Origin of the sequence: Thermoplasma sp. Kam2015 (assembly GCF_003205235.1) — an archaeon.
In the GTDB taxonomy this organism is placed as follows: Archaea; Thermoplasmatota; Thermoplasmata; order Thermoplasmatales; family Thermoplasmataceae; genus Thermoplasma.
The window spans coordinates 1-19,923 of sequence record NZ_QJSM01000045.1 but is presented as its reverse complement, the minus strand read 5'-3'; the positions used below and the strand labels follow the sequence as shown (position 1 = coordinate 19,923).

The window sequence follows — 19,923 nt, the reverse complement described above, 5'->3', positions numbered from 1 at the left end:
AATTATTTTTCAGGTAAAAATAAAATTAAAAATTTATGCAAAATTATAAATGGAGAAAATTTATTTAAATTCAGAAAAATAAAAATATGCCGATCCATTTAGATTTTAATGAGACCAAAATGCAAGACGCATCCGCGAAATCATACAAATCCAAGCCACAAGCCGGCAATGGTATATTTCAACCAAAGACGAGGCTTTGCTACAGATATAAGGGAAGGCTCTTAACTGTCGAGGTTAATAAAGATGACAGCATAAGGCTGCTGGATGGTAGCATACACTAAACACTTTCAAGTGCTGCAGGCTATATCACAGGTTCGACCAACAATGGATAGAGATTCTAGCATCTTGAAGCTAAGTGCATGATACTTGCAGACTCGGTGAAGAGACGAAAATCTGCATCAACTACAAAGCAAGGCTAGACTAGATCAGAAGATTTCATTTAGAAACTGAAAGGTAATAAAAAGTATTTACTCGATCTAACTATAGTAAATCGAATTTAATCAGATGGGATATATAGGTGATTTAAGTGGACAAGATAAAGGAAAGAGATGAGGATATTGATGAAATTGAGCTGCCCGAAATAGGCAAACCGCAATGGCCAAAGGAAATAGTGAAGACTGTTGATATACTATTAGATCCAGACAATCCTAGATTGGATTTAAAATCAGACGCAAGTCAGCCTGATATTATACGTGCTTTATTTGAACACGAGAAAATAATGGATTTGATAGAATCAATAGCGGAGAATTCTGGTTTCTATGTTGGTGAAAATATAATTGTTATCAAGGATGAAAGCAAGTATATAGTTCTTGAAGGAAATAGAAGAGTATGTGCTGCGCAATGTATGCTTGATACAAATTATGCACCATTTGAATATCAAGACGAAATTAAAACTATAATTAGAGATTCTGGCATAGATCTGGATAGATTAAAAAATTTTGAGGTTATAGTTTCTCCAGACAGAGAATCAGCCCAGAAGATCATAACTGCCAGACATACTAAATACCAAATAAAGAAATGGTCCTACCTCTCTAAATGGAGAAGGGATTATAAGGAATTCCAGAAATATTGGAATGTAGATAAGGTTAGTGAAATACTTGGTGAAGACCGTACTACGATTGAACAAAGTCTTAAAAACTACGCTCTGATCAAATATATCAGAGATATATCCTCATGGGATCAATCGGAGAGGCGACAACTGCTAAATAACGACCTTGAAGTTTCTGTTTTACCATACCAAATGTCTTCCGAGATCCAAAATATGTTAGGTTTGACCTTTGATGATCACTATAACGTTCAAACAACAATAGATGCTGAAAAATTTAAATATGTCATAATGAAACTGACAAGATCAATGTTTTTAAACAACGAACCAAAGATAACAACACGTACCGCTAAGTCCCAAGTTAAAGCGTATATATTGCAATGGTTACAAGAATATGATAAAAACAACGCTATTAAGGTGAAAGATGGAGACCATAATAGCGCTTCAAATACATCTATGATGCCTGAAAAATCAAAGGATAATGAAAATGGGAACACAAGGACAAAGGTAAAAACAACAAAATCAAGTCAACGAGCAAAACCAGAAGAGTATTTCCATAGTCTATTGAATGCCATAACCGTGCAAGATCCTAGATTAAGACGTCTTACCTACGAATTAGCTAAGAATAACATGACCGATAGACCGGCTTCTGGTGTCCTGCTGATCAGGGCTCTCCTTGAATCAGCCTTGTTATATAGGATAGATTATAAGAAATTAACCGAAAAATTACAACGTGAATACAAAAGAGGTAAAGATTACGTTGATCTTGCTGACCTGCTGAAGTTCTCAATAAAAAATGTGAAAGAACTATTCTCTGATTATTCTGAAGCCAAGAAAGTTCTTGAAAAGATACAGAACGATCATAGGCAATACATGAATGCAATCGTGCATGGAAGATGGATAGATCCCACTGCGGAAGAAATTAGAAGGATCGCTGGGACGACGAGGGAGCTTCTTAGAACAATACTTACAAATTCTTCCTAACCGAAAGGTTTAGGCCTAGATGGTGATATATCAATATGAAACCGACAGTAACTCCGCTTAGGTATCCTGGAGGTAAAACATGGATACTCCCGTATGTTGAACGATTCCTTACTTTTCATAATATCAAGTTGGGTACCATATTCGAGCCTTTCGGCGGCAGCGCGTCCGTTTCAATAGGAATCCTAAAAGATGGTTTCGCTGACCACGCAGTCATATGTGAGAAAGATCCTGTGATAGTCGCATTCTGGAAGTCCATTTTATTTCATAATCAGGAATTTATCGATGCGGTAAGATCTCTAGACATATCTATGGAGACATGGTATAACTTCAAAAAGTACCTTGAAGAAGATGCATATACGAAATATGATACGATAGAAATAGGATTGGCCTTTCTTTTCTACAACAGAGTAAACTATTCCGGTATAATAAAGGCAGGACCAATAGGTGGTAAGAGACAGATTTCAAAATATTCTTTGAATTGCAGGTTTAATGTAGATAGAATTATCAAAAAAATCAATGATATAGGGAAATTCTCTGACAGAATTACCATAAGAGAAGATGATGGCATTGAATTAATAAGAAAATTTAATATCGAGGAATATAGGGATAGGAGCTTTTTCTATATAGATCCACCATATTATAATGCTGGAAAGGTTCTTTATAGGAATTATTTTACAGATAAAGAACATAAAGATCTAGCAGATGCTGTGGTGAAATTGAAGGTCCCATGGTTGGTAAGCTACGACGACTCGAATTTTATATATAACCTATATAAAAATGAAATGCATGATTATATTTTCACGGATTATCAAGCAGGGAACTTAAAGCGTGGAATCAGGGAACTTTTAATTTCTAATTTAAAAATTCCACCATTAGATACGATCCGCCTTGAGCGTTTCGACGCTAATAACTTGGAAATAGCCAATCCTTCAATTATAAGCAGAGAATAAAAATTGAATTTTTTATATATAATTTATATGTGGTTCCTATGGAAGAGAAACTAGTCGTTACATACGGCGCTACTCTGAATATTGATATATCCAAGTACGCTCATGCTTGCGATTTGCTTGAAGAAGATCTAAAAAGAGAATTGAAAAAATACTTTCCAGAACCTGAGTTCTTAGAAGATGATCGCAATGGTGAATCCTTCTCTATAAGAATACGTATACCAGCCGGCTCGGATCCGCCTGAAAATATCATGCTGAAATACGAAGGCAAAAAATATGTCTTTGAGCTACTTGAACTGGCTCCTGAACGGTATATTTATCCAGATAAAATACAGGAAATTGTTTACAAATATTTTGATAAGCTTAGAAATGTAGAAGTTCCATTTGCTGAATTAAGCATAGGACTTATATTAGAGGCCATGGATTCCTTAAGTAATAAAATTTACGAGGGTGTTGCGATGCTCTGCCGCGCCGCTATAGATAGTTCCTTATATTTAGCTTGCACCTACGTAAAAAAAACAGACCAAAAAGGGAATACGACTTTAGTTTTAGCTCCACCCGAAAGTTTTCTAGATGAAAATCATGAACTAAAAGATGTATATTGGGGCGCATTGAGTAAAGAAGCCCGAAATATATTTCCTAATCTTTCGAACAGACTTAACAACATAAACACTAAAGCGCGAAAATTAGGTAATTTTGCTGCTCACATAGGAGAAAGACAGTTACGTGAAAACCAAGAATGGCTCAAAAAATATAGGGGTATTCTAGAAGATGTATTGAAGGGAAAAAAGAGTGATATATCCTCAATTCCTGGCTATAAAATATGGACGTCCTGCCAAGAAGCAGAGGATGCTTTGATGGAAACTGTATCTTTTCTTATGGATCTAGTTGATAACTATCAAAGACCCAAAGACTTAACTAACTGAGATTAATCTAATCCTCTTCTTACAGAAAAGTTAAGTGTATGAAGTAGGCTTTACTTTTTGAAGTAGATGCACGCATTTCAGCTAATGATAAAAATTTAATGAAAAATTTGCAGAGCTTATAGAAATAGGACTTTCGCAGTCTAAATGGTCGCCTGCGGATATTACACTACTGAATCTGTACAGAATATACCTGTACATGCATAAGTCTCTTCGCTGAACGGAAAATTAGAAGATTCAGCTAGGGGCAGCTCAAGCTATTGCTCTTTTGCATAACAATGATATGTTCCTTAAGCATCGTGCTTGATGTTTCACCGGATACATTAGTTGGGCTGTTTCTTAGAGGCATCCTCTTATTTGGTATATCCCTTGCAAAGGTTGCTGCTATATGGGCGAATCCATGCGATTCAAAGGAATCTCGTATTGCATCTGATGTGGGAAGTATTACCGATGAATAAGTTCACTGCCTTCAACAATAAATGGTCCTTGAAATACCCAAAGCCGGTCTACAATATGGAGAAGAACCTGAGTATATTGCTCAAGTACTATGATTATCCTGAACCCATAAGGAGATCAATCCACTCCACCAACATCATGGAACGCATGAACAAGGAGATCCGGCGGAGAATAGAGATCATTGATTCCCTGCCAACAGAGGAGAGTGCAATGAAGGTCATCCACCTGAGATCGGCAGAGATCAATGAGGCATAGTCGCAGAGAATGTTGAGGAGATTCTATAAGTGCAAGGACGAGATCAGGGAAATGTTCCAGAAGAGGTATCCTTTATAAATACACAACTTTCGGGACGCTATAATAAAGCCTGAAAGATACTTAAAAATTGCCATTACGGTTCCTCTTCATTTTTATTCAGGCATAACTCTTCAATAATACTCATTCTGGTTTTACAATAACGATACTTAAAAATAGATCCGCATTGAGATCTTCGCTTATGAACATTTAATGTAGAAATAAAGCTATACAAAAATTTTGGTTAATGTTGCAAATAAAATGCTCTTAATCGTGCTAACTGGATCGAAGTGGTTATATATTGTTAAATAAGTGAATTATCTTATTCAATCTTGAAAACGTTCTTATATAGCATCGGGAGATAACCTTGTTCCATTCTGAATTTTGTACCATGATTATGATGGGTTCTGGCATCAAAATCTACGTAAATGATTCCATCGGAAATTGCTCTTAGGATCTTATCTTGATCAAGAGTAGAACACATGTATATTTCAGAATACCAATACCTTTCGTTGTTTGAGATTCTCCCATCAATACGTCCTTTTTCTATCGGCGATCCTATCTCAACTTCAGCTCTCGCATAAATACAGTTTGGCATTTTTGATCCAAACTTATGGAAAAGATCATCAAATCCCCAATAAGGTTGCGGATCCAATTCTCCCAAACCAACCCTTTTTTCAACCGTTTTAAGCCATTCGGAATGTCTCATGTCTACTTTGCTTGCATCAAACGATACCTCCACCCTCCTCTGGCTATAATTAACGATTATAGTGAAACCTCTATCCGTTCTTTCAGTTGCTTTGAGTGTCTGTCTAAAACTCATTTCTCCTTCTATTGATTCGTGAGGCCACCCATAATAAGGAAGTAATACCTTTGAAACAAATTCAACAGACCTTGGAGATGGCTCAAAATGAGTGAGTGTTATAAGGGATTTGGTTGATGCTCTCTGCGCTTTTAATTCCCATTCTCCGCTGTTAGCCAAAGGTATGTTGTTCTCTTCAATCCCAAGAAGATCTTCTAGAGTATTTCCAACACAACCGTCATTAGCAGGTCTGGTACAATCAACATAGCCCATATTCTTTATTTCCCTTAGTCTCTCTATCAGCTCATTCTTTGTGTAAATTATCATCTTCATTTACCCCCTTATCTGGCTTCCAAAAATCAAGAAGATATTCGAAGGTCACTCCCATCGTAATATAATTGTTTGGCCATCCAAAAATACCCATCTGATTCACTATATTTCTCCTATCCCATATTATTATGTTTCTTAGCTCATAACCTCTTGCCGTCATTTCATTTATGAGATGGACATGAATCGCTATTCGCTTATTTTCCCACCACATATCAGGAACATTAATAACACAATGGCCTTTAGGCTTAAGTTTTTTTAGAAGTGGTTCAAAAATATCTCCCATAGCCCTGGTATAGTCTTCTATAGGAAGTGTTCCTAAATCTCTTGGATCCTGGGAATACTGTTCTATTCTTCCAAGCTGGCTATTATTCCTCATTCTCCTTGATTTGTTCTTTCTTTCTCTATTAAGAAGATTCGCATATGGCGGAGACGTAAATATGAGGCTAACTGTATTATCCAGAAGATAGTCAGATATATTTCTCGCATCATCCTGAATAGCAATTTGCTTTGAGCTGCCGAATATCCTCTGTATTGCTAACCTTTCTCCAGATAGTCTAATATATTTTTCTTGAAGATCAAAACCAACCGCATTTCTATTTAAATCCTGAGCTGCCACAAGAGTTGTTCCACTCCCAACAAAGGGATCTAATACGAGTTCGCCCTGATGAGTAAATAATTCAATTACCTGTCTTGCTAACGAGATTGGGAAGGTAGCGGGGTGGATCTCCTTATCCCTAATATCTCTCTTTTCGTAAAAGAATTCCCATATTCCGACCTGTCTTTTAAGCCATTCTTTTGCACTTAGGCAGTTGAGATGATTCGGAGGACAGGTACAAGTGCGATTGAAGTTTATGTAAAGTGGTTTGTATTTATTCACATCATGGTTTAGGATTATCAACGGATATACATTGTTTTGCTCTTCCTCCTCGCTAATCTTTCCAATTCTTAGACTATCAGAGTTCATTTATACATAGGACATTCATTACTCGATAAAAGTTTTATGTTGGATTTAGCTTTACCCAATAAAATTATCATTATTTAATCTACTATTTATAGCCAATTGGGACTGGAATGAATTTAGCCATGGAACAGAGACAATAATTATCGTCCTGAATATTGACTTGCTGTGAAGGGATTCAATCTCTTCCTTGATCTCCTTTTGAAGTTCGCATCGAGGTCGCATGGACCAATTCTGAAGTGCAGCGCATGATGATGCACTACCGCGAGAAGACGAAAATATGTCCGGTATGCGGATACGAGAATCCTGAAGAAGTCAAGTTCTGCATGAACTGCGGGGCGAAACTGAGTTGAGATGATGGAATGAAGTATGTGGTTTTGACATAAACGCTAACTTTAAAAGTCTTTGCTGTTATTGTTTCTATGGGAATTATCAGATGGTTCTCAAGAAAGGATGAAAAAATGGAAAAACTCCGCAGGATATCTATAACTGACATCCCCTCACGAAGGATCAGCGTAGAGGTGAAAATTTTCAACAGGGAATTTGATGTGGGTTCGCCCTCCTATGAGCGAATTACCAGGGGTTATAGACTATCTAAAAGAGTCTGAAACGCGGTGGCGGTGGCTGTATATCGCCAGATACACTATGTTATAGACTATCTAAAAGAGTCTGAAACATATAATCGTTTTGAATATTGCATGCCCAGATTATGCATGACAGTTGATCTTGATAAAAAATTGCATCAAATAGTTCGCTAAAAATACTCGAATCTTTTAGACCAAAATTTTCAGTTTCTGGAAAGTCATGGACGGTTGCATGCGCTTATTTTTAATAGATATTAAGGAATAAATTCATGGCATGTTCATGGAATAATGCAATTTTAGTTCAACTTTGATGCAAAAATAATGCAACGATAATGCAAAATTAATATTGCATCATTTTATTGCATTATAATGTCAAGAGGCAAATCCTACGATATGAAAAAAATAATGGAGCTGTACGATTTCGGGCTTAAGCCAGCCGAGATAGCGGCGAAGATGAAGATAGCCTCCGTACAGAGCCTGAGACATGCCATAGAACGAAAAATCAACGATAGGAGGATCGATGAGAAGATCCAGGAATTAATGATCGAGAGGAAGAGAGCAAAGGAAGCCGCGGAGAGGGAGAGTCAGGCCGAAGAGATGAGGAGGAAACAGGAGAGCGAAAGAGAAGAGATAGAGAGAATGAAGATGCCAGCGGCTTCTGGCATCTTTCCCTACGTCATAGATGACCGCACATTCAAGATGCTGAGATACGTGATAATGAGGATATGGGGAAATCGCTTTCCGATCGATTCCAAGGACATGGAGATATACGTACCGCAGAGCATCGATATTCATTATATAAGGGAGAAATTGAGGCTTGCAGGGTTCTACATGCGGATAACGAAGAATAAAATAGATGCAAAGAAACCGCTGAAGGTATAAATCAAACACGATTCATTGTTGAGTCTCATACAGTTTGAGGATCGTATTATAGATATCTTCACAGCGGAAGTGGACGAAGAGACAATTGAGGACATAGAACATGATCTAAAGACTGAATTGACTCAAGGACTGATGACATTCGATGATTTATCCAGCATTTCCTTTTCGAAGTACGCTGACATCGATTCCATAAGGGAGAAGATAAGATCCACTGGCTATCGTGGCGAGATACTCTGCGATCCAGTTCATGTTATTGGATCTTGCGGCAGGAAGGTATTTGCAAGAGAGGGCGATGAGATATACATAATAGATGATCTAGACTACGCGGCCATGAAGAAGAAGGCGATCGAACTTTGGAAAAAATACGAATCGAATGCGCTATTAAATGCCAAGGTAAGGGAATACATATCGGGAAACGCCCAAAATGTAGATAGCATCTTGAAACCATATCTGGATGGTATATGCCACGGCCTCCTCGAGGACATCCATTACACCAAGGAGATCACGCATCCGGACTTTCCTGGTCATGAGGGCGTGCCTGAGATCAGCGAGAATAACGTTATTCAGGCTGTAGAGTTAATAGTCTACAACACAATATAAGGGAGTATTATAAGAATTTCCATTGAAAAAAGCTCATCTGCAGGGTATAAGACAATATTGATCATAACGTTTCGCATTAGATGCGCTTTTTCAAAGCTGTTTGTTCTGAGATAGATGTAATCAGGTTAAAATTACGGCAAGGCCTTTGATCAAAAAAATTACAAATAGCTTTTTACGCAGATTGAAGTGTATCAAGAAGTGGATGTAGATAAGGGAAATTAGCTCGATATGCCATAACGAGTCAAGCAATGATAGCAATGAGATATGATGGTGCAATAGACTCAACAAGGTTCAGGATGACAATACGAGGAGACTATCTTGGAACAAAATGGCACAGGAAGAGGGGGATGGCAGAAGCATCATGTTATTGTGAGCATTCGTGACGTCTCTGTAATGGCATTCATAATAGGTGATGAGCATGGAAACGATTCGCCGCATGGTAGATGAATCTTGAAAAGAGTTGTGAAAAAACTAAGATCATTTCTGAGTGACAAGGCATATGACAGCAGGGATATACATAACCTTCTCCATGAGAATGATGTGAAGTCAATAATACCACCAAGGGAAAATGTATCCGCTCTCTCAAGAGGATCGCCATCAAGGGCAAAGACTGCAAGACAGACAAGAGAGAATGGTGAGGATCGATAGAAAGAATAGAATGATTATGGTAGAATGTGGATTGTTGAAATGTACTTCTCAGGCCTGAAGAGAACAATGGGAGAGATCATCAAGGCAGTGAAAGCAGACAATATTGCTCAGGAGATAGCAATGAAGGTTGTCTTCTACAATGAGATGAGGCACATGACCTATGCTTACTGAATTAGGAAACACACTTTAATGTGGAGGTATTTTTTTATTTGAAAAAAATATTTCATACGCATTCCTTTTATTAGAAGAAATTGAATATTTCCTAGGCAAATATTTATACTTTCTAGCTGGCATTCTATCAGAAAAAATACCTATTTTAGCATATAGTTCTTTGATAAATTCGCTGTCATCATAAGAAACAAGCCACGGATTGCTTATTTCATTGCCCAATAGTAGATTGGCAAGCATTATATGATTATCGACGTTGAAATAAAAATCATAAAGATCTTTGCCAGCCTTAAAGTATGGAGGATCAATATATAACAAGCTATTTGGATATTCATTATGAAATTCTTTGATAAATTCTATGCCATCTAAATTATATAATTTTACATGATTCCTAAATCTATATAAGTAATTTATCTTATTTATTATGTTCTCTACTCCAAATCTGCAATATATCTTATATTTGGATTCCTGTTTTTTTCCTCCGATAGGCCCACCTTTAACTATTCCAGAATAAGACGTTCTATTTAAAAACAGGAATGTAGATGCATACTCAACCATATCAGCATCATTATTCCCTATTTTTGAATTAATGAATCTTTTATAATTTTCTTTCAATTCATAATATCTTTCGACTGTGATATCCCTTGACAAATTTTTTATCTCGTCTATTAATTCCTGATTCAAATTAAATACCGAATACCAAAACGCATAAATCATCGGGTTTTTATCATTAATATATGCTTTTGTAATGATGTTCATCTCTAATAATCCAAAAGATATAGATACGCTTCCCCCGTAAGGTTCAGCGATTATATTGTTCAAATTATGATATCTTATGAAATCTTTTACATAATCTACTAACCATCTTTTGTTTCCTGGAAATCTTAGGGGCGTTAAATTCCGCATATCATTATCCTCAGTTAATAGTCCACATTCGTATGCTATCATATAGTTTTTGCTTTAATGATAAGGGAATATCACTTACATCACTTAGAATTTCGTACCTTCTACTATTTATTCTTTTCAACAGTTCTATAAGTTCTTGCTTATTTGGAAGGGAAGGAAAAACTAATCTGAGTATTAAATAGAGATTAGTAATATTTATATCGTTATTAATAATTATATTCAAATAATGTCCGTCCCTACTATCTTTTTGATAAACACCGCTACTCTTTATAACAATATCGTTTATCCTACTCATTTTAGCTTGCACCTTATGCTCTCCCCTAGCATTGTAATTAAATAGTTTATCCACAGTATATTGAATATCTATTATATTATTTTCTTGCAAGAACTTCATTGCGTCTTCAGCACATGTCTGAAACATATCTGCATTTTTATCGGTTTCAAATTTAAAGGCCGATTTTTTATCGCATGCCATTAATCCCAATAACGTCAAAATTATCGTTTTCTCATCCCATGAAAGTTCCAGGGCATTCTTTTTATATATTTCAATTAGAAACTGTTTATTTAAGTCATTTAGAAATTCATTCATTGAATCGTATTTCATAAGTATAAGAGTTTTCAATGTAATGATATACCCTTCATTCTCTTTTTTATAAATCAAATTTTCTCTTGACAACACAATAATATCCGTAGGATTGAGATCTGATTCAGCTAATTTGAGTTCATTAAAATATTCATATCTTTTAGTAGATGATTTTTTCAGTATATCGATTATATTTATTTTTTTAACATCAACTGATTCCTTTAATTTTTCTAGAAAATTCTTTATTATGTTCTCATCAAAATCATTCGATTCCATAATTTTTATCACCTAGATCGAATTTTATAGATTCACAGACAGCTTTTGATTTAGTATCATTACTTTTATTATCTGGCCTAGTCATAAGCATCAGCAATAGTCTATTCGCTTTTATCTCAATCTCTGCATTATTTATTAGATTTTTTAGATTATTATCGTCCATATCACCGATTTCATCAACTAATATAATAAGTTTCTTCCCATTTGTGTCTTGATGCATCCTAGCAAGAAGCCCATTTAAGGCACTAGTTCCAGTTCCAATAGAATCGAAGGATATCCTATCCGTACCAGACTCTGTTGGTTCGATGAGGTATGCACGATTAACAAAATCTATACCTAATAAGCGATATTTTTCATGTAGATGATATATAAACTTTATGATATTAGCGATATACTTACCCAATATCTCAAAAAACTTATCGGAGGAGGTATTTCTAGGAAATTGCTCTGAATTATTACTTAATAATAGGTCGATGAGTTCTTTATAATTTTTAAGCTTCTTTTTTATTTGCACTAAAAGGTTAGATTCTAATTCCATCTCATTTTTGGTCATATCGCATGAAGGTTTTTCAACTATTTCTAAATTATCTAGTAGAATTTTCTGATCATTTATGTCTTTCTCTAATGAATCTATTTTTCGCTTATCATCTTCATATTTATTTTTTGCATCCTCTAGAATTTTTCCTAAGATTTCTAAATTGTATTTATTATAGGCCTCGGGGAGATGCCTATATTCGTCTTCTATCGAGCTTCGTTCCTTTATGAGTCTTTCTTTCTCGCTTTCCATTTTTTTGATTAAAGATTCATAATCTATGATATCACTATATTGATCATCTTTAATATTCATTATATTTTTTGTTTTATTTTTATCTTTATTCATATCGTATGTTTTTAATAATAGCGTCAAATTACCCAATTCTTTTATAATATTATCGCATGCAGAGTTTAAATTTTCGATTTTTTCATATTGATTATAAGCAACTTTTAATTTTTCTTCTTCGTTATATAATTTTTTAAGAAACTCAGCCGCTGTATTTTCAAAAATTGGTATAATAGGATTCTTATCAATATATTTATTTATAAGATCTATTAATTGTTCAACTAATCTATACTGTAAGACTGATTCGTTATCATCGCTATTATTTAATTTTTCAGAATTTTGTTGCTTGATTTGATTAAAATAGGTATTAAAACTTGAGATCAGCTCTAAATTTATATCATCAATATTATTACTATTTAATAGTTTTAATTTATCTTCGAAAATATTTCGATATTTTTCATCTTTATATACCAATGAATCAAATAAGGATTTGTCAGAATTAATTAACTGATAAATTTCCATAGCCTTATTAAGGACTTCATTTCCATATCTATTTATTTTTCTGTTTTTATATTTATCTTTTTTAATATTTCTATTTAATTCATCTATCTTAGATTCTATCATTGAGATATCAATTTCTAATTCTCGATATTTATTATATATGAATTTATTGTGTAATTCTTGATATTTTTTGAGATCTTGGTCATAGATAAATTTAATACTTTCTAGTTTTTCATTTAGTTGTTGTATTTTTGACGTTATTTGGTTTTTTCTTTTTTCTGAATGTTCGTATCTTGTTAATTTGTCATATAATTCATTAATATGTGCCTCGTAAGCTATTAATATTTTTTCATATTCAGTTAGTTTATTTTTTGTATCGTATAAAATACCCTGAAATTTTTTAATCGCTTCGCCCGGTACCTCATACAGAAGTTCGATATCTTCGATAAAATGCGTATAACCAGTCGGACGATTATTTATATAATAATCAGCGCGGTTTAAATTATTATCATAGTCTATTCTAATACTAAAACTATTGTCATAGCTGGATATTAACAAATGCATTTCGAAGTCTGGATTATTCAAGATTAATTTTAGTTTATTTTTCATCGTTTCATTATCAATCTGATTTAGTTGAAAATTCGAGAAGGCAAGTTTTATTAAGGCTAGGGCAGTCGTTTTCCCGGTATCATTAGGCCCCTTAAGTATACATATATTATCACCTTTATAACTTTCTGAGTAATTTTCTTTGATGTTAATTTGTAAATTCTTATACGTGAGCTCAAACAATTAATCATCACCCTTCGATTTATTATATTCTAAAGCTCTTCTCAGAGCCTCGTATTCTTCCTCGCTTAATAACTCCTTTAATAGATTCCCAATGTCATTATCATCATTTTTCATATAGACCACCGAAAGGTAAAGGAAATTTTATCATTTTTACAAAACTTAATCCATAAATTCTAGAGATAGCGTAACCAGGGCCCAAAGCATCATCATTTATAATTTTACGTTTTTCCCTTTCTGAATAGCCTTTAAAGAAAATTTTAGAGTTTACAACTTTGCTAATACCTGACGGGATATCTTCCAGATTTTGAGAGGCGAATATTACACCTATCCCTAAGCTTCTTCCCTTTCTCGCTATAGCGTCAAGTGTTTTCAACGCTTCATAAGTCTTAGAATTGCCGTAAAACTCGTGAACTTCATCAATTATCACAAGAATTGGAACGTTAGAATTTCCATTACTTTTCTCTTCATAAATTTTATTAAGTATATCCCGCAATAAAATAGCCCCAAACCCTATCGCATTTTTTTGACTTAGATCTATAACCGACATTTTTCTTCTTTCTAAAATGTCAGAGGCCTTCAATTCATCGGCATTTTCAACATCAAAGAATTGTGAAGCTGTTACAAAAGCGTTTTTTAGACTATTGAGTGTTGCTGCATGCAACGTATATTCGTATATATCACCGTTAGCTGTGAGAACTTTATAAATCCTATTTTTGGCAGGATCATCAAGATATCTTATAAAATCAGACATTTTATATCCTTCGCCTCTTTTTCCCATAACGTTAGCCTGCCAATATCTAAATATATCTATTATCTGCTCTGCACCTTTTGCAGGTAGATTTTGAATAATGCCACTTAAATTTTCAGGATCTAAATTTTTTGTTTTTATTGTTATACTTTTAGCCTTATTTTTGTCCATATTTTTTGACAAAGGTATATTATTACCAGGATAGTATATTCTAAATGAATCAATACCATGACTACTCTCCCCTAGCGCCTCCCACTCCTTTAAAATCTCCTCTTTGTTTGTTTTTGATGATTTATCCATATATAGGAAATCGTCTTCTTTTACATTTATAGCCAAAACTGCTCCTGGGCCATTTAATGTATCTAATTTTTCAACAAAATATTGCGACAGATATTTCATCGCCGCTGTCTTTCCGGACCCTGTTGCACCAGTTATAAGGGTTTGATAAAAAAAGAATTTTTCTGGTATATTGACTAATATGGGCCTTTTGTTTTCATCCTTTAACACTTGGGAATCGTATGCATACATTGAAGACAAGAAAACGGGTATTCCAGTTTGGTTAGTCATTATATAATCTATTTCTTCTTGATTTGAACGTCGAGCGAATAACATGGGTTTGATATAACTATTTAAACCATCATCTCTTGGAGGTATCTCCTTTATCCTTACTGCAAGTACTAGGTTCCTAACCTTTTGATCTTGAAGTAAAGGTTTAATATCCATATCAGCCAACATTGGTGAAATACTAAAAGAATTTATTTGTATGGAATCTTCAACTCTCAATATAAACTTTCTATTGCCGTCTTCCACGGTTATGAACGAGCCATAAGGTAAAATTCCATCGTTGTCGGATTCTTTAGATATTAGTTTTATCTTTCCATCCTCTTCGCCTAACGTCACTAGCATTTCTTCACCATCCAAATCTGGTATAATTCATCGTGGGAATTAGCCCAGATTTAAATATAATGTCGTTTACGTCTATTGCCCTTAAAACTTCCCGGGCATATGCCTCAGCAATAGCCACTATTCTTGGTTGAGGGTTGCTACTATTTCCCTGGGCGAGAAATAAATAATATATGGAATCAAATATATTATTTAATTCGGACTCATACAATTTATAGGTAGTTTCATGTAATTCGAGTCTAATCGGACTTACATTGCTGTATGGTTTTATATAAGTAAAAATTTTATTTTTATCTTTACTATACATATCTTGATAATGATATAAGCTAGTTCTCTGTCCCTTTTTTAATGTTTTAAATGCAAATTCGAAGTCTGAATTATACTGTCCATTATATAGATTATCAACTATTAATGAACTATTAGAATTTTTAACAATATATACCGGTATTATCCCCTTCTTCAACAGTTTTCGATTAAGATCTATATTGGAATCGCTTACCTGACCACCTATAAGTGGTCCATCAATTAATATAATAGAATCATGATGAGCGAAATTTATCAGTAAATCACTCTTATCGCGAACATAATCTTTTTTAGAATCAACAGAAGCGTCTTCTGCATATTTTATTAAGGTCGAATTACTGATTAAAGCTCTAGATCTGGTATAAAAATTAAGAGACAATTTTACTATAGGTATATACTTTTCTGCGTTTAGAATGACTAAACTATGAGCAAACATAAATGCAATACCTTCTAGGGCAGGTATGCTTATTAAGCTCTCATCATAGCCACTAATTAAACGGTTGCCATCACGTATATATTCATATCCTAATTCAGGAACTAGATTTATCGCGTTTTCATTTTCTAGGACTTTAATATTTCCATTTCCATCATAATCCGAAACGTTAAATGAAATGGGCAATGAGATTTCATCTTTATTAAAATTGATATGCGAATTCTGCAATTCTACAATTAATTTATTAAAATCGTTTGAAATTATTAATTTTGAATAATAGTCCATACTAATATATTATTAGTAAGCTATACTTAAACATTATCGTAGATATAATGAATTATTTGATTATAATTTAATCATCAAATACAAATGCATATTATATTAACAAAAAGATGATATAATTTGTCACTAATTGATATATTAAATTTTTCATTATTCGGTCTTTTCTATTCAATAAAAGATGCTCAGTAGTCCTCCAAGATAGTGTCTCAAATTCTATGTAAGTTTAGGTATACCTCTCACTAAACAATTATATTAACTTACTTTGCATTAAGAATATCCGTTCATAACCGTGTGCTACTATTTCTAATTTAGCTCTGCGACTCTGAGGTGTATTATTCTCATGTCTAATTCCTCCGTTAAAAGGAGTCTATGCTCTTTATGCTTCGTCTAATCTTCATGTCCATCCTTTCGATAGTATTGTTGCTATTCATAGATTTCCTTATTGCCTGAGAATACTCGAAATAGGCGGGCAGATGGTTCAGATTCATCTCCATACTATATGCCTACCCTGGATAGTGCTCCCCCAAAGGAATTTGAGTTCATTTAATTTCAGAAGCGCGTCCTCTCCCAGTTTCTGAAATGAGAGATCCCTTAAGCTGTTACGCCTGCAGACGTTTTCTCTGACTCCATCATCTCGGATTCAGAGTTCTTCGATGCGTGGATGATGCATAGCAGAAGATCAGTATTTGGTGATCTATTCCTTATCTCTTCGTCTAGTTTGTACATTCTATCAGTTATGAAGAATAATGTTTATCTAAACCATCTTGTATAAAGATGTTCACCAGCTCTACCTAGGGCAAATGATATTCTTTTGAAGCTATATAGAATCACAATATCTCAATCATCTAATTCTCTTATGCCCATTTCAAAGATAGCGAGTCCTTCTCTAATGCATCCCTTCTTTAGAAAAATGAGCGGACATCAAGTAATTATTATGAAATATCGCCTACAATATTTTCGAAGCTTTTCTGATGCATATTCTTCTCTAGCATGAGACATTATAAGTTCCTTTATTTCTATGGATCTGCTCTATAAATCGGATATTATTGTTCTGAAATTACCGCCCCTTTTATATTTTCAGAGATGTATAGATCCTTTATATACTTACTATATGTTCATGAGTTCTGTACATTTTACTAATTCCGTACCAAAAAATAATATAGTATTAATGGGATCTATACTACCGGGTAAAATAGAACCTTAATAGGATTGAAAGAGTGGAAACACGGCAGAGGCAAAACCAGTAGCTTCTTCAGTAAAATAGAACCTTAATAGGATTGAAAGTCCGATGACCCTGTGAATATGACGTCGCCTGAAACAGTAAAATAGAACCTTAATAGGATTGAAAGGTGTAGCCACTGGACTACACTGGACTACATCCTCTGGGTAAAATAGAACCTTAATAGGATTGAAAGGATATTGAGGCATCGGAAAATGCGTGTCGTGGTGATTGGTAAAATAGAACCTTAATAGGATTGAAAGAATACTGTAGGAACAGTCAATGTAGCTAATGATATCAGTAAAATAGAACCTTAATAGGATTGAAAGAAATCATGAGTGAAATAATAAATTTAGACGGCTCTAAGTAAAATAGAACCTTAATAGGATTGAAAGGTGAAGTTCGCCATGACGCTCTGGAAGAAGGACATAAAGTAAAATAGAACCTTAATAGGATTGAAAGATTACTGTTTTGTCTATTGTTGCGATGACTCTACAGGTAAAATAGAACCTTAATAGGATTGAAAGGATAATCGGCTGATAAATCCAGTAGCACACGATTTTGTAAAATAGAACCTTAATAGGATTGAAAGTCTAAAAGTGGAAAAAGAGGGCGTTGGCGAGTATTTAGTAAAATAGAACCTTAATAGGATTGAAAGTATATCGATGTAATCAGTCAATACATAATAACTTGAGTAAAATAGAACCTTAATAGGATTGAAAGATATATAAGCATTAGCGTATGAACAAACGTTTCTTTGTAAAATAGAACCTTAATAGGATTGAAAGAGGGCAGATACAAAAGCATACAAAAGGGCATCTGTAGTAAAATAGAACCTTAATAGGATTGAAAGGCCTTGAGTTCAGTATCCTCAGGAACTCGGGGATGGAGAGTAAAATAGAACCTTAATAGGATTGAAAGATGAAAGAACGTTTGAAGTCGCACTCGTGATAAGCTGTAAAATAGAACCTTAATAGGATTGAAAGTTCAATAGTGGATGTCGGCAATCAAACAGGCACTAGTAAAATAGAACCTTAATAGGATTGAAAGTGAATTGAAGCATAAGGAAAAACATAAGACTAAATTTGTAAAATAGAACCTTAATAGGATTGAAAGATTCCATCATGGCTTGAATCGATAGGATCGGATTATGGTAAAATAGAACCTTAATAGGATTGAAAGTATTGTGATACGGACAGCATACACACTATAAACAGGAAGTAAAATAGAACCTTAATAGGATTGAAAGGCATTGCAACTACTTCCGTATTTCTTATTCATCTGCCTTTGTAAAATAGAACCTTAATAGGATTGAAAGAGAACCTCAGCACGTTCATTCATCAAAAGGAATTCAAGGTAAAATAGAACCTTAATAGGATTGAAAGATAGAATCTGAAACAAGCACACCAAGCGAGAGTTCTGTAAAATAGAACCTTAATAGGATTGAAAGGGGTTTGAGATGTTTATATCTCCAGAAAGCACCTCTCGTAAAATAGAACCTTAATAGGATTGAAAGTCTACCGGCAAGCACGAACGACGCAACATAGTAAAATAGAACCTTAATAGGATTATAATTTGATCGCCTATGTAGGTGATAAAAGAGGCTTAATATAATTTAATCAAAAATAATCGAATTTTTCCAAACCTCTCACCGAAGAACTTTTTCAGACCCTCATGGTCAAAGAATAAGATTTAACATAAAGGATTGCCCAAACCATACAGGAAGATTGAGGCGCCTGTTGATCCCCTGACAGGTAGATCAGATCGAGACATATAAGAATAAAATCAGGAACAATGCATCATACATCAATTGTAAAGACAGAAAGGAGAGAACATAGAAAACTAGGAGAGATGATGTCGATACAGAAAGATCTTCAGATGGAACATGCTCAGTAAAAAATCATGAGAAGTATTTCTGATACAAAGAATACATACTGGTCAATGAGATCATAATCATTGAAAAATTATCATTAGGATCAACAAATGTTCATGATCAACAGATCGATCTCTGCATTCCTGGCATTATATGCTACAGAGAAAGGCTATCTCGGTTAAGAATGTAAAGGCATAGGAGGGATCTCATTATATCCAGAATTCGATCAATGGTGAAACATCCCATGCATTCATGAAAGGGATGTTCCTTTTCTTTCATATCATGCTAATAACGGGGAGAGTGTGATGGTCAAGATATATCTAAAAGCTATGTGCTATAATCTTGTGATCGCAAGATTTCTTGACAGAATAGCATAAGCTATCGATCTTCAGGAAAAATACACATAGAATTAGAAAAATTAAACTGTTAAGCCATAGTTTCAGTGGATTTTGAAGAAATAATAAGATTTCTAACACAATCCATTCTGAAATTGATACTTTGGGAAAACCTCTTTTATCCATCTCTTCCATACTTATTCGTACCTCCAGTTTGTAGTTCAGCATAAGTATGTCTCCTGGTGCAAGAGATTTACTTCTCTTGTTCCAGGAGTTTACACAAACTCGTGATACTAGAAAATAAATGACAGTGATTATATATAATCTATAAAAT

At 34.3% G+C, this 19,923-nt stretch carries 19 protein-coding genes and 1 CRISPR repeat array; of the genes, 11 read left to right on the top strand and 8 right to left on the bottom strand.

Annotated elements, in window-relative coordinates; all coding sequences use genetic code 11:
- Positions 1–526 precede the first annotated feature (526 nt).
- The 4 genes from DMB44_RS09080 to DMB44_RS09065 all read left to right on the top strand — a co-directional run bounded on the left by DMB44_RS09080 (position 527) and on the right by DMB44_RS09065 (position 4,610).
- Positions 527–2,029: a ParB N-terminal domain-containing protein gene (locus DMB44_RS09080; RefSeq protein WP_110642951.1), complete on the top strand. Its 1,503-nt coding sequence runs from the start codon at positions 527–529 to the stop codon at positions 2,027–2,029.
- A gap of 35 nt (positions 2,030–2,064) precedes the next feature.
- Positions 2,065–2,979: a DNA adenine methylase gene (locus tag DMB44_RS09075; protein ID WP_110642950.1), complete on the top strand. Its 915-nt coding sequence runs from the start codon at positions 2,065–2,067 to the stop codon at positions 2,977–2,979.
- Between the two features lie 38 nt (positions 2,980–3,017).
- Entirely contained in the window at positions 3,018–3,902 is an 885-nt protein-coding gene (locus tag DMB44_RS09070; RefSeq protein WP_110642948.1) for a hypothetical protein, read from the top strand.
- A gap of 447 nt (positions 3,903–4,349) precedes the next feature.
- Complete coding sequence (locus DMB44_RS09065; RefSeq protein ID WP_161952128.1) at positions 4,350–4,610, top strand: transposase; 261 nt, start codon at positions 4,350–4,352, stop codon at positions 4,608–4,610.
- A 358-nt stretch (positions 4,611–4,968) separates the two neighbouring features.
- Here DMB44_RS09065 and DMB44_RS09060 read toward each other — a convergent pair whose 3' ends face one another.
- Positions 4,969–5,775: an MvaI/BcnI family restriction endonuclease gene (locus DMB44_RS09060; protein WP_237265389.1), complete on the bottom strand. Its 807-nt coding sequence runs from the start codon at positions 5,773–5,775 to the stop codon at positions 4,969–4,971.
- Complete coding sequence (locus tag DMB44_RS09055; RefSeq protein ID WP_110642942.1) at positions 5,753–6,742, bottom strand: DNA methyltransferase; 990 nt, start codon at positions 6,740–6,742, stop codon at positions 5,753–5,755. Before DMB44_RS09055 ends, DMB44_RS09060 begins: the two co-directional genes overlap by 23 nt.
- 242 nt (positions 6,743–6,984) lie before the next feature.
- Here DMB44_RS09055 and DMB44_RS09790 point away from each other — a divergent pair, with 242 nt between their 5' ends.
- The 7 genes from DMB44_RS09790 to DMB44_RS09365 all read left to right on the top strand — a co-directional run bounded on the left by DMB44_RS09790 (position 6,985) and on the right by DMB44_RS09365 (position 9,621).
- Positions 6,985–7,089 (top strand): zinc-ribbon domain-containing protein, encoded by a 105-nt coding sequence (locus tag DMB44_RS09790; RefSeq protein WP_110642940.1) that lies wholly within the window; start codon positions 6,985–6,987, stop codon positions 7,087–7,089.
- A 69-nt stretch (positions 7,090–7,158) separates the two neighbouring features.
- Complete coding sequence (locus DMB44_RS09370) at positions 7,159–7,344, top strand: hypothetical protein (protein ID WP_153280217.1); 186 nt, start codon at positions 7,159–7,161, stop codon at positions 7,342–7,344.
- Positions 7,345–7,689: 345 nt separating this feature from the next.
- Positions 7,690–8,202 (top strand): hypothetical protein, encoded by a 513-nt coding sequence (locus DMB44_RS09045; protein ID WP_110642938.1) that lies wholly within the window; start codon positions 7,690–7,692, stop codon positions 8,200–8,202.
- 15 nt (positions 8,203–8,217) lie between these two features.
- A complete protein-coding gene (locus tag DMB44_RS09040; protein WP_153280216.1) occupies positions 8,218–8,802 on the top strand; it encodes a hypothetical protein in 585 nt (194 codons plus the stop codon).
- Positions 8,803–9,120: 318 nt separating this feature from the next.
- Positions 9,121–9,249, top strand: coding sequence for a hypothetical protein (locus DMB44_RS09710; protein WP_255414325.1), 129 nt, complete (start codon positions 9,121–9,123; stop codon positions 9,247–9,249).
- 3 nt (positions 9,250–9,252) lie between these two features.
- Positions 9,253–9,450 (top strand): hypothetical protein, encoded by a 198-nt coding sequence (locus DMB44_RS09035; protein ID WP_110642934.1) that lies wholly within the window; start codon positions 9,253–9,255, stop codon positions 9,448–9,450.
- Positions 9,451–9,474: 24 nt separating this feature from the next.
- Complete coding sequence (locus tag DMB44_RS09365; RefSeq protein WP_153280215.1) at positions 9,475–9,621, top strand: hypothetical protein; 147 nt, start codon at positions 9,475–9,477, stop codon at positions 9,619–9,621.
- 15 nt (positions 9,622–9,636) lie between these two features.
- On the opposite strand, the gene DMB44_RS09030 is transcribed toward DMB44_RS09365, so the two are convergent.
- The 6 genes from DMB44_RS09030 to DMB44_RS09785 form a co-directional block, all read right to left on the bottom strand.
- Positions 9,637–10,566 (bottom strand): DNA adenine methylase, encoded by a 930-nt coding sequence (locus DMB44_RS09030; RefSeq protein WP_110642932.1) that lies wholly within the window; start codon positions 10,564–10,566, stop codon positions 9,637–9,639.
- Complete coding sequence (locus DMB44_RS09025; RefSeq protein WP_110642930.1) at positions 10,535–11,383, bottom strand: hypothetical protein; 849 nt, start codon at positions 11,381–11,383, stop codon at positions 10,535–10,537. Before DMB44_RS09025 ends, DMB44_RS09030 begins: the two co-directional genes overlap by 32 nt.
- Complete coding sequence (locus DMB44_RS09020) at positions 11,370–13,493, bottom strand: hypothetical protein (protein ID WP_110642928.1); 2,124 nt, start codon at positions 13,491–13,493, stop codon at positions 11,370–11,372. Before DMB44_RS09020 ends, DMB44_RS09025 begins: the two co-directional genes overlap by 14 nt.
- A gap of 103 nt (positions 13,494–13,596) precedes the next feature.
- Entirely contained in the window at positions 13,597–15,147 is a 1,551-nt protein-coding gene (locus DMB44_RS09015; protein WP_110642926.1) for an ATP-binding protein, read from the bottom strand.
- A gap of 4 nt (positions 15,148–15,151) precedes the next feature.
- The gene (locus DMB44_RS09010; protein WP_110642924.1) at positions 15,152–16,165 is read right to left on the bottom strand and encodes a DNA double-strand break repair nuclease NurA; all 1,014 of its coding nucleotides are present in this window, start codon (positions 16,163–16,165) and stop codon (positions 15,152–15,154) included.
- 353 nt (positions 16,166–16,518) lie between these two features.
- A complete protein-coding gene (locus tag DMB44_RS09785) occupies positions 16,519–16,650 on the bottom strand; it encodes a transposase (protein WP_369907633.1) in 132 nt (43 codons plus the stop codon).
- A gap of 699 nt (positions 16,651–17,349) precedes the next feature.
- Positions 17,350–18,956: direct repeats of the CRISPR family, unit length 29 nt; unit sequence GTAAAATAGAACCTTAATAGGATTGAAAG.
- Between the last annotated feature and the right edge of the window lie 967 nt (positions 18,957–19,923).

Bases quoted from the DNA above. Each gene is read 5' to 3' on its own strand.
- DMB44_RS09025 (WP_110642930.1), bottom strand. From the start codon at position 11,383: ATGGAATCGAATGATTTTGATGAGAACATAATAAAGAATTTTCTAGAA.
- DMB44_RS09370 (WP_153280217.1), top strand. From the start codon at position 7,159: ATGGGAATTATCAGATGGTTCTCAAGAAAGGATGAAAAAATGGAAAAA.
- DMB44_RS09070 (WP_110642948.1), top strand. From the start codon at position 3,018: ATGGAAGAGAAACTAGTCGTTACATACGGCGCTACTCTGAATATTGAT.
- DMB44_RS09785 (WP_369907633.1), bottom strand. From the start codon at position 16,650: ATGAATCTGAACCATCTGCCCGCCTATTTCGAGTATTCTCAGGCAATA.
- DMB44_RS09790 (WP_110642940.1), top strand. From the start codon at position 6,985: ATGATGATGCACTACCGCGAGAAGACGAAAATATGTCCGGTATGCGGA.
- DMB44_RS09045 (WP_110642938.1), top strand. From the start codon at position 7,690: ATGTCAAGAGGCAAATCCTACGATATGAAAAAAATAATGGAGCTGTAC.
- DMB44_RS09030 (WP_110642932.1), bottom strand. From the start codon at position 10,566: ATGATAGCATACGAATGTGGACTATTAACTGAGGATAATGATATGCGG.
- DMB44_RS09055 (WP_110642942.1), bottom strand. From the start codon at position 6,742: ATGAACTCTGATAGTCTAAGAATTGGAAAGATTAGCGAGGAGGAAGAG.
- DMB44_RS09365 (WP_153280215.1), top strand. From the start codon at position 9,475: ATGTGGATTGTTGAAATGTACTTCTCAGGCCTGAAGAGAACAATGGGA.
- DMB44_RS09060 (WP_237265389.1), bottom strand. From the start codon at position 5,775: ATGATAATTTACACAAAGAATGAGCTGATAGAGAGACTAAGGGAAATA.
- DMB44_RS09075 (WP_110642950.1), top strand. From the start codon at position 2,065: ATGAAACCGACAGTAACTCCGCTTAGGTATCCTGGAGGTAAAACATGG.
- DMB44_RS09065 (WP_161952128.1), top strand. From the start codon at position 4,350: ATGAATAAGTTCACTGCCTTCAACAATAAATGGTCCTTGAAATACCCA.
- DMB44_RS09015 (WP_110642926.1), bottom strand. From the start codon at position 15,147: ATGCTAGTGACGTTAGGCGAAGAGGATGGAAAGATAAAACTAATATCT.
- DMB44_RS09010 (WP_110642924.1), bottom strand. From the start codon at position 16,165: ATGGACTATTATTCAAAATTAATAATTTCAAACGATTTTAATAAATTA.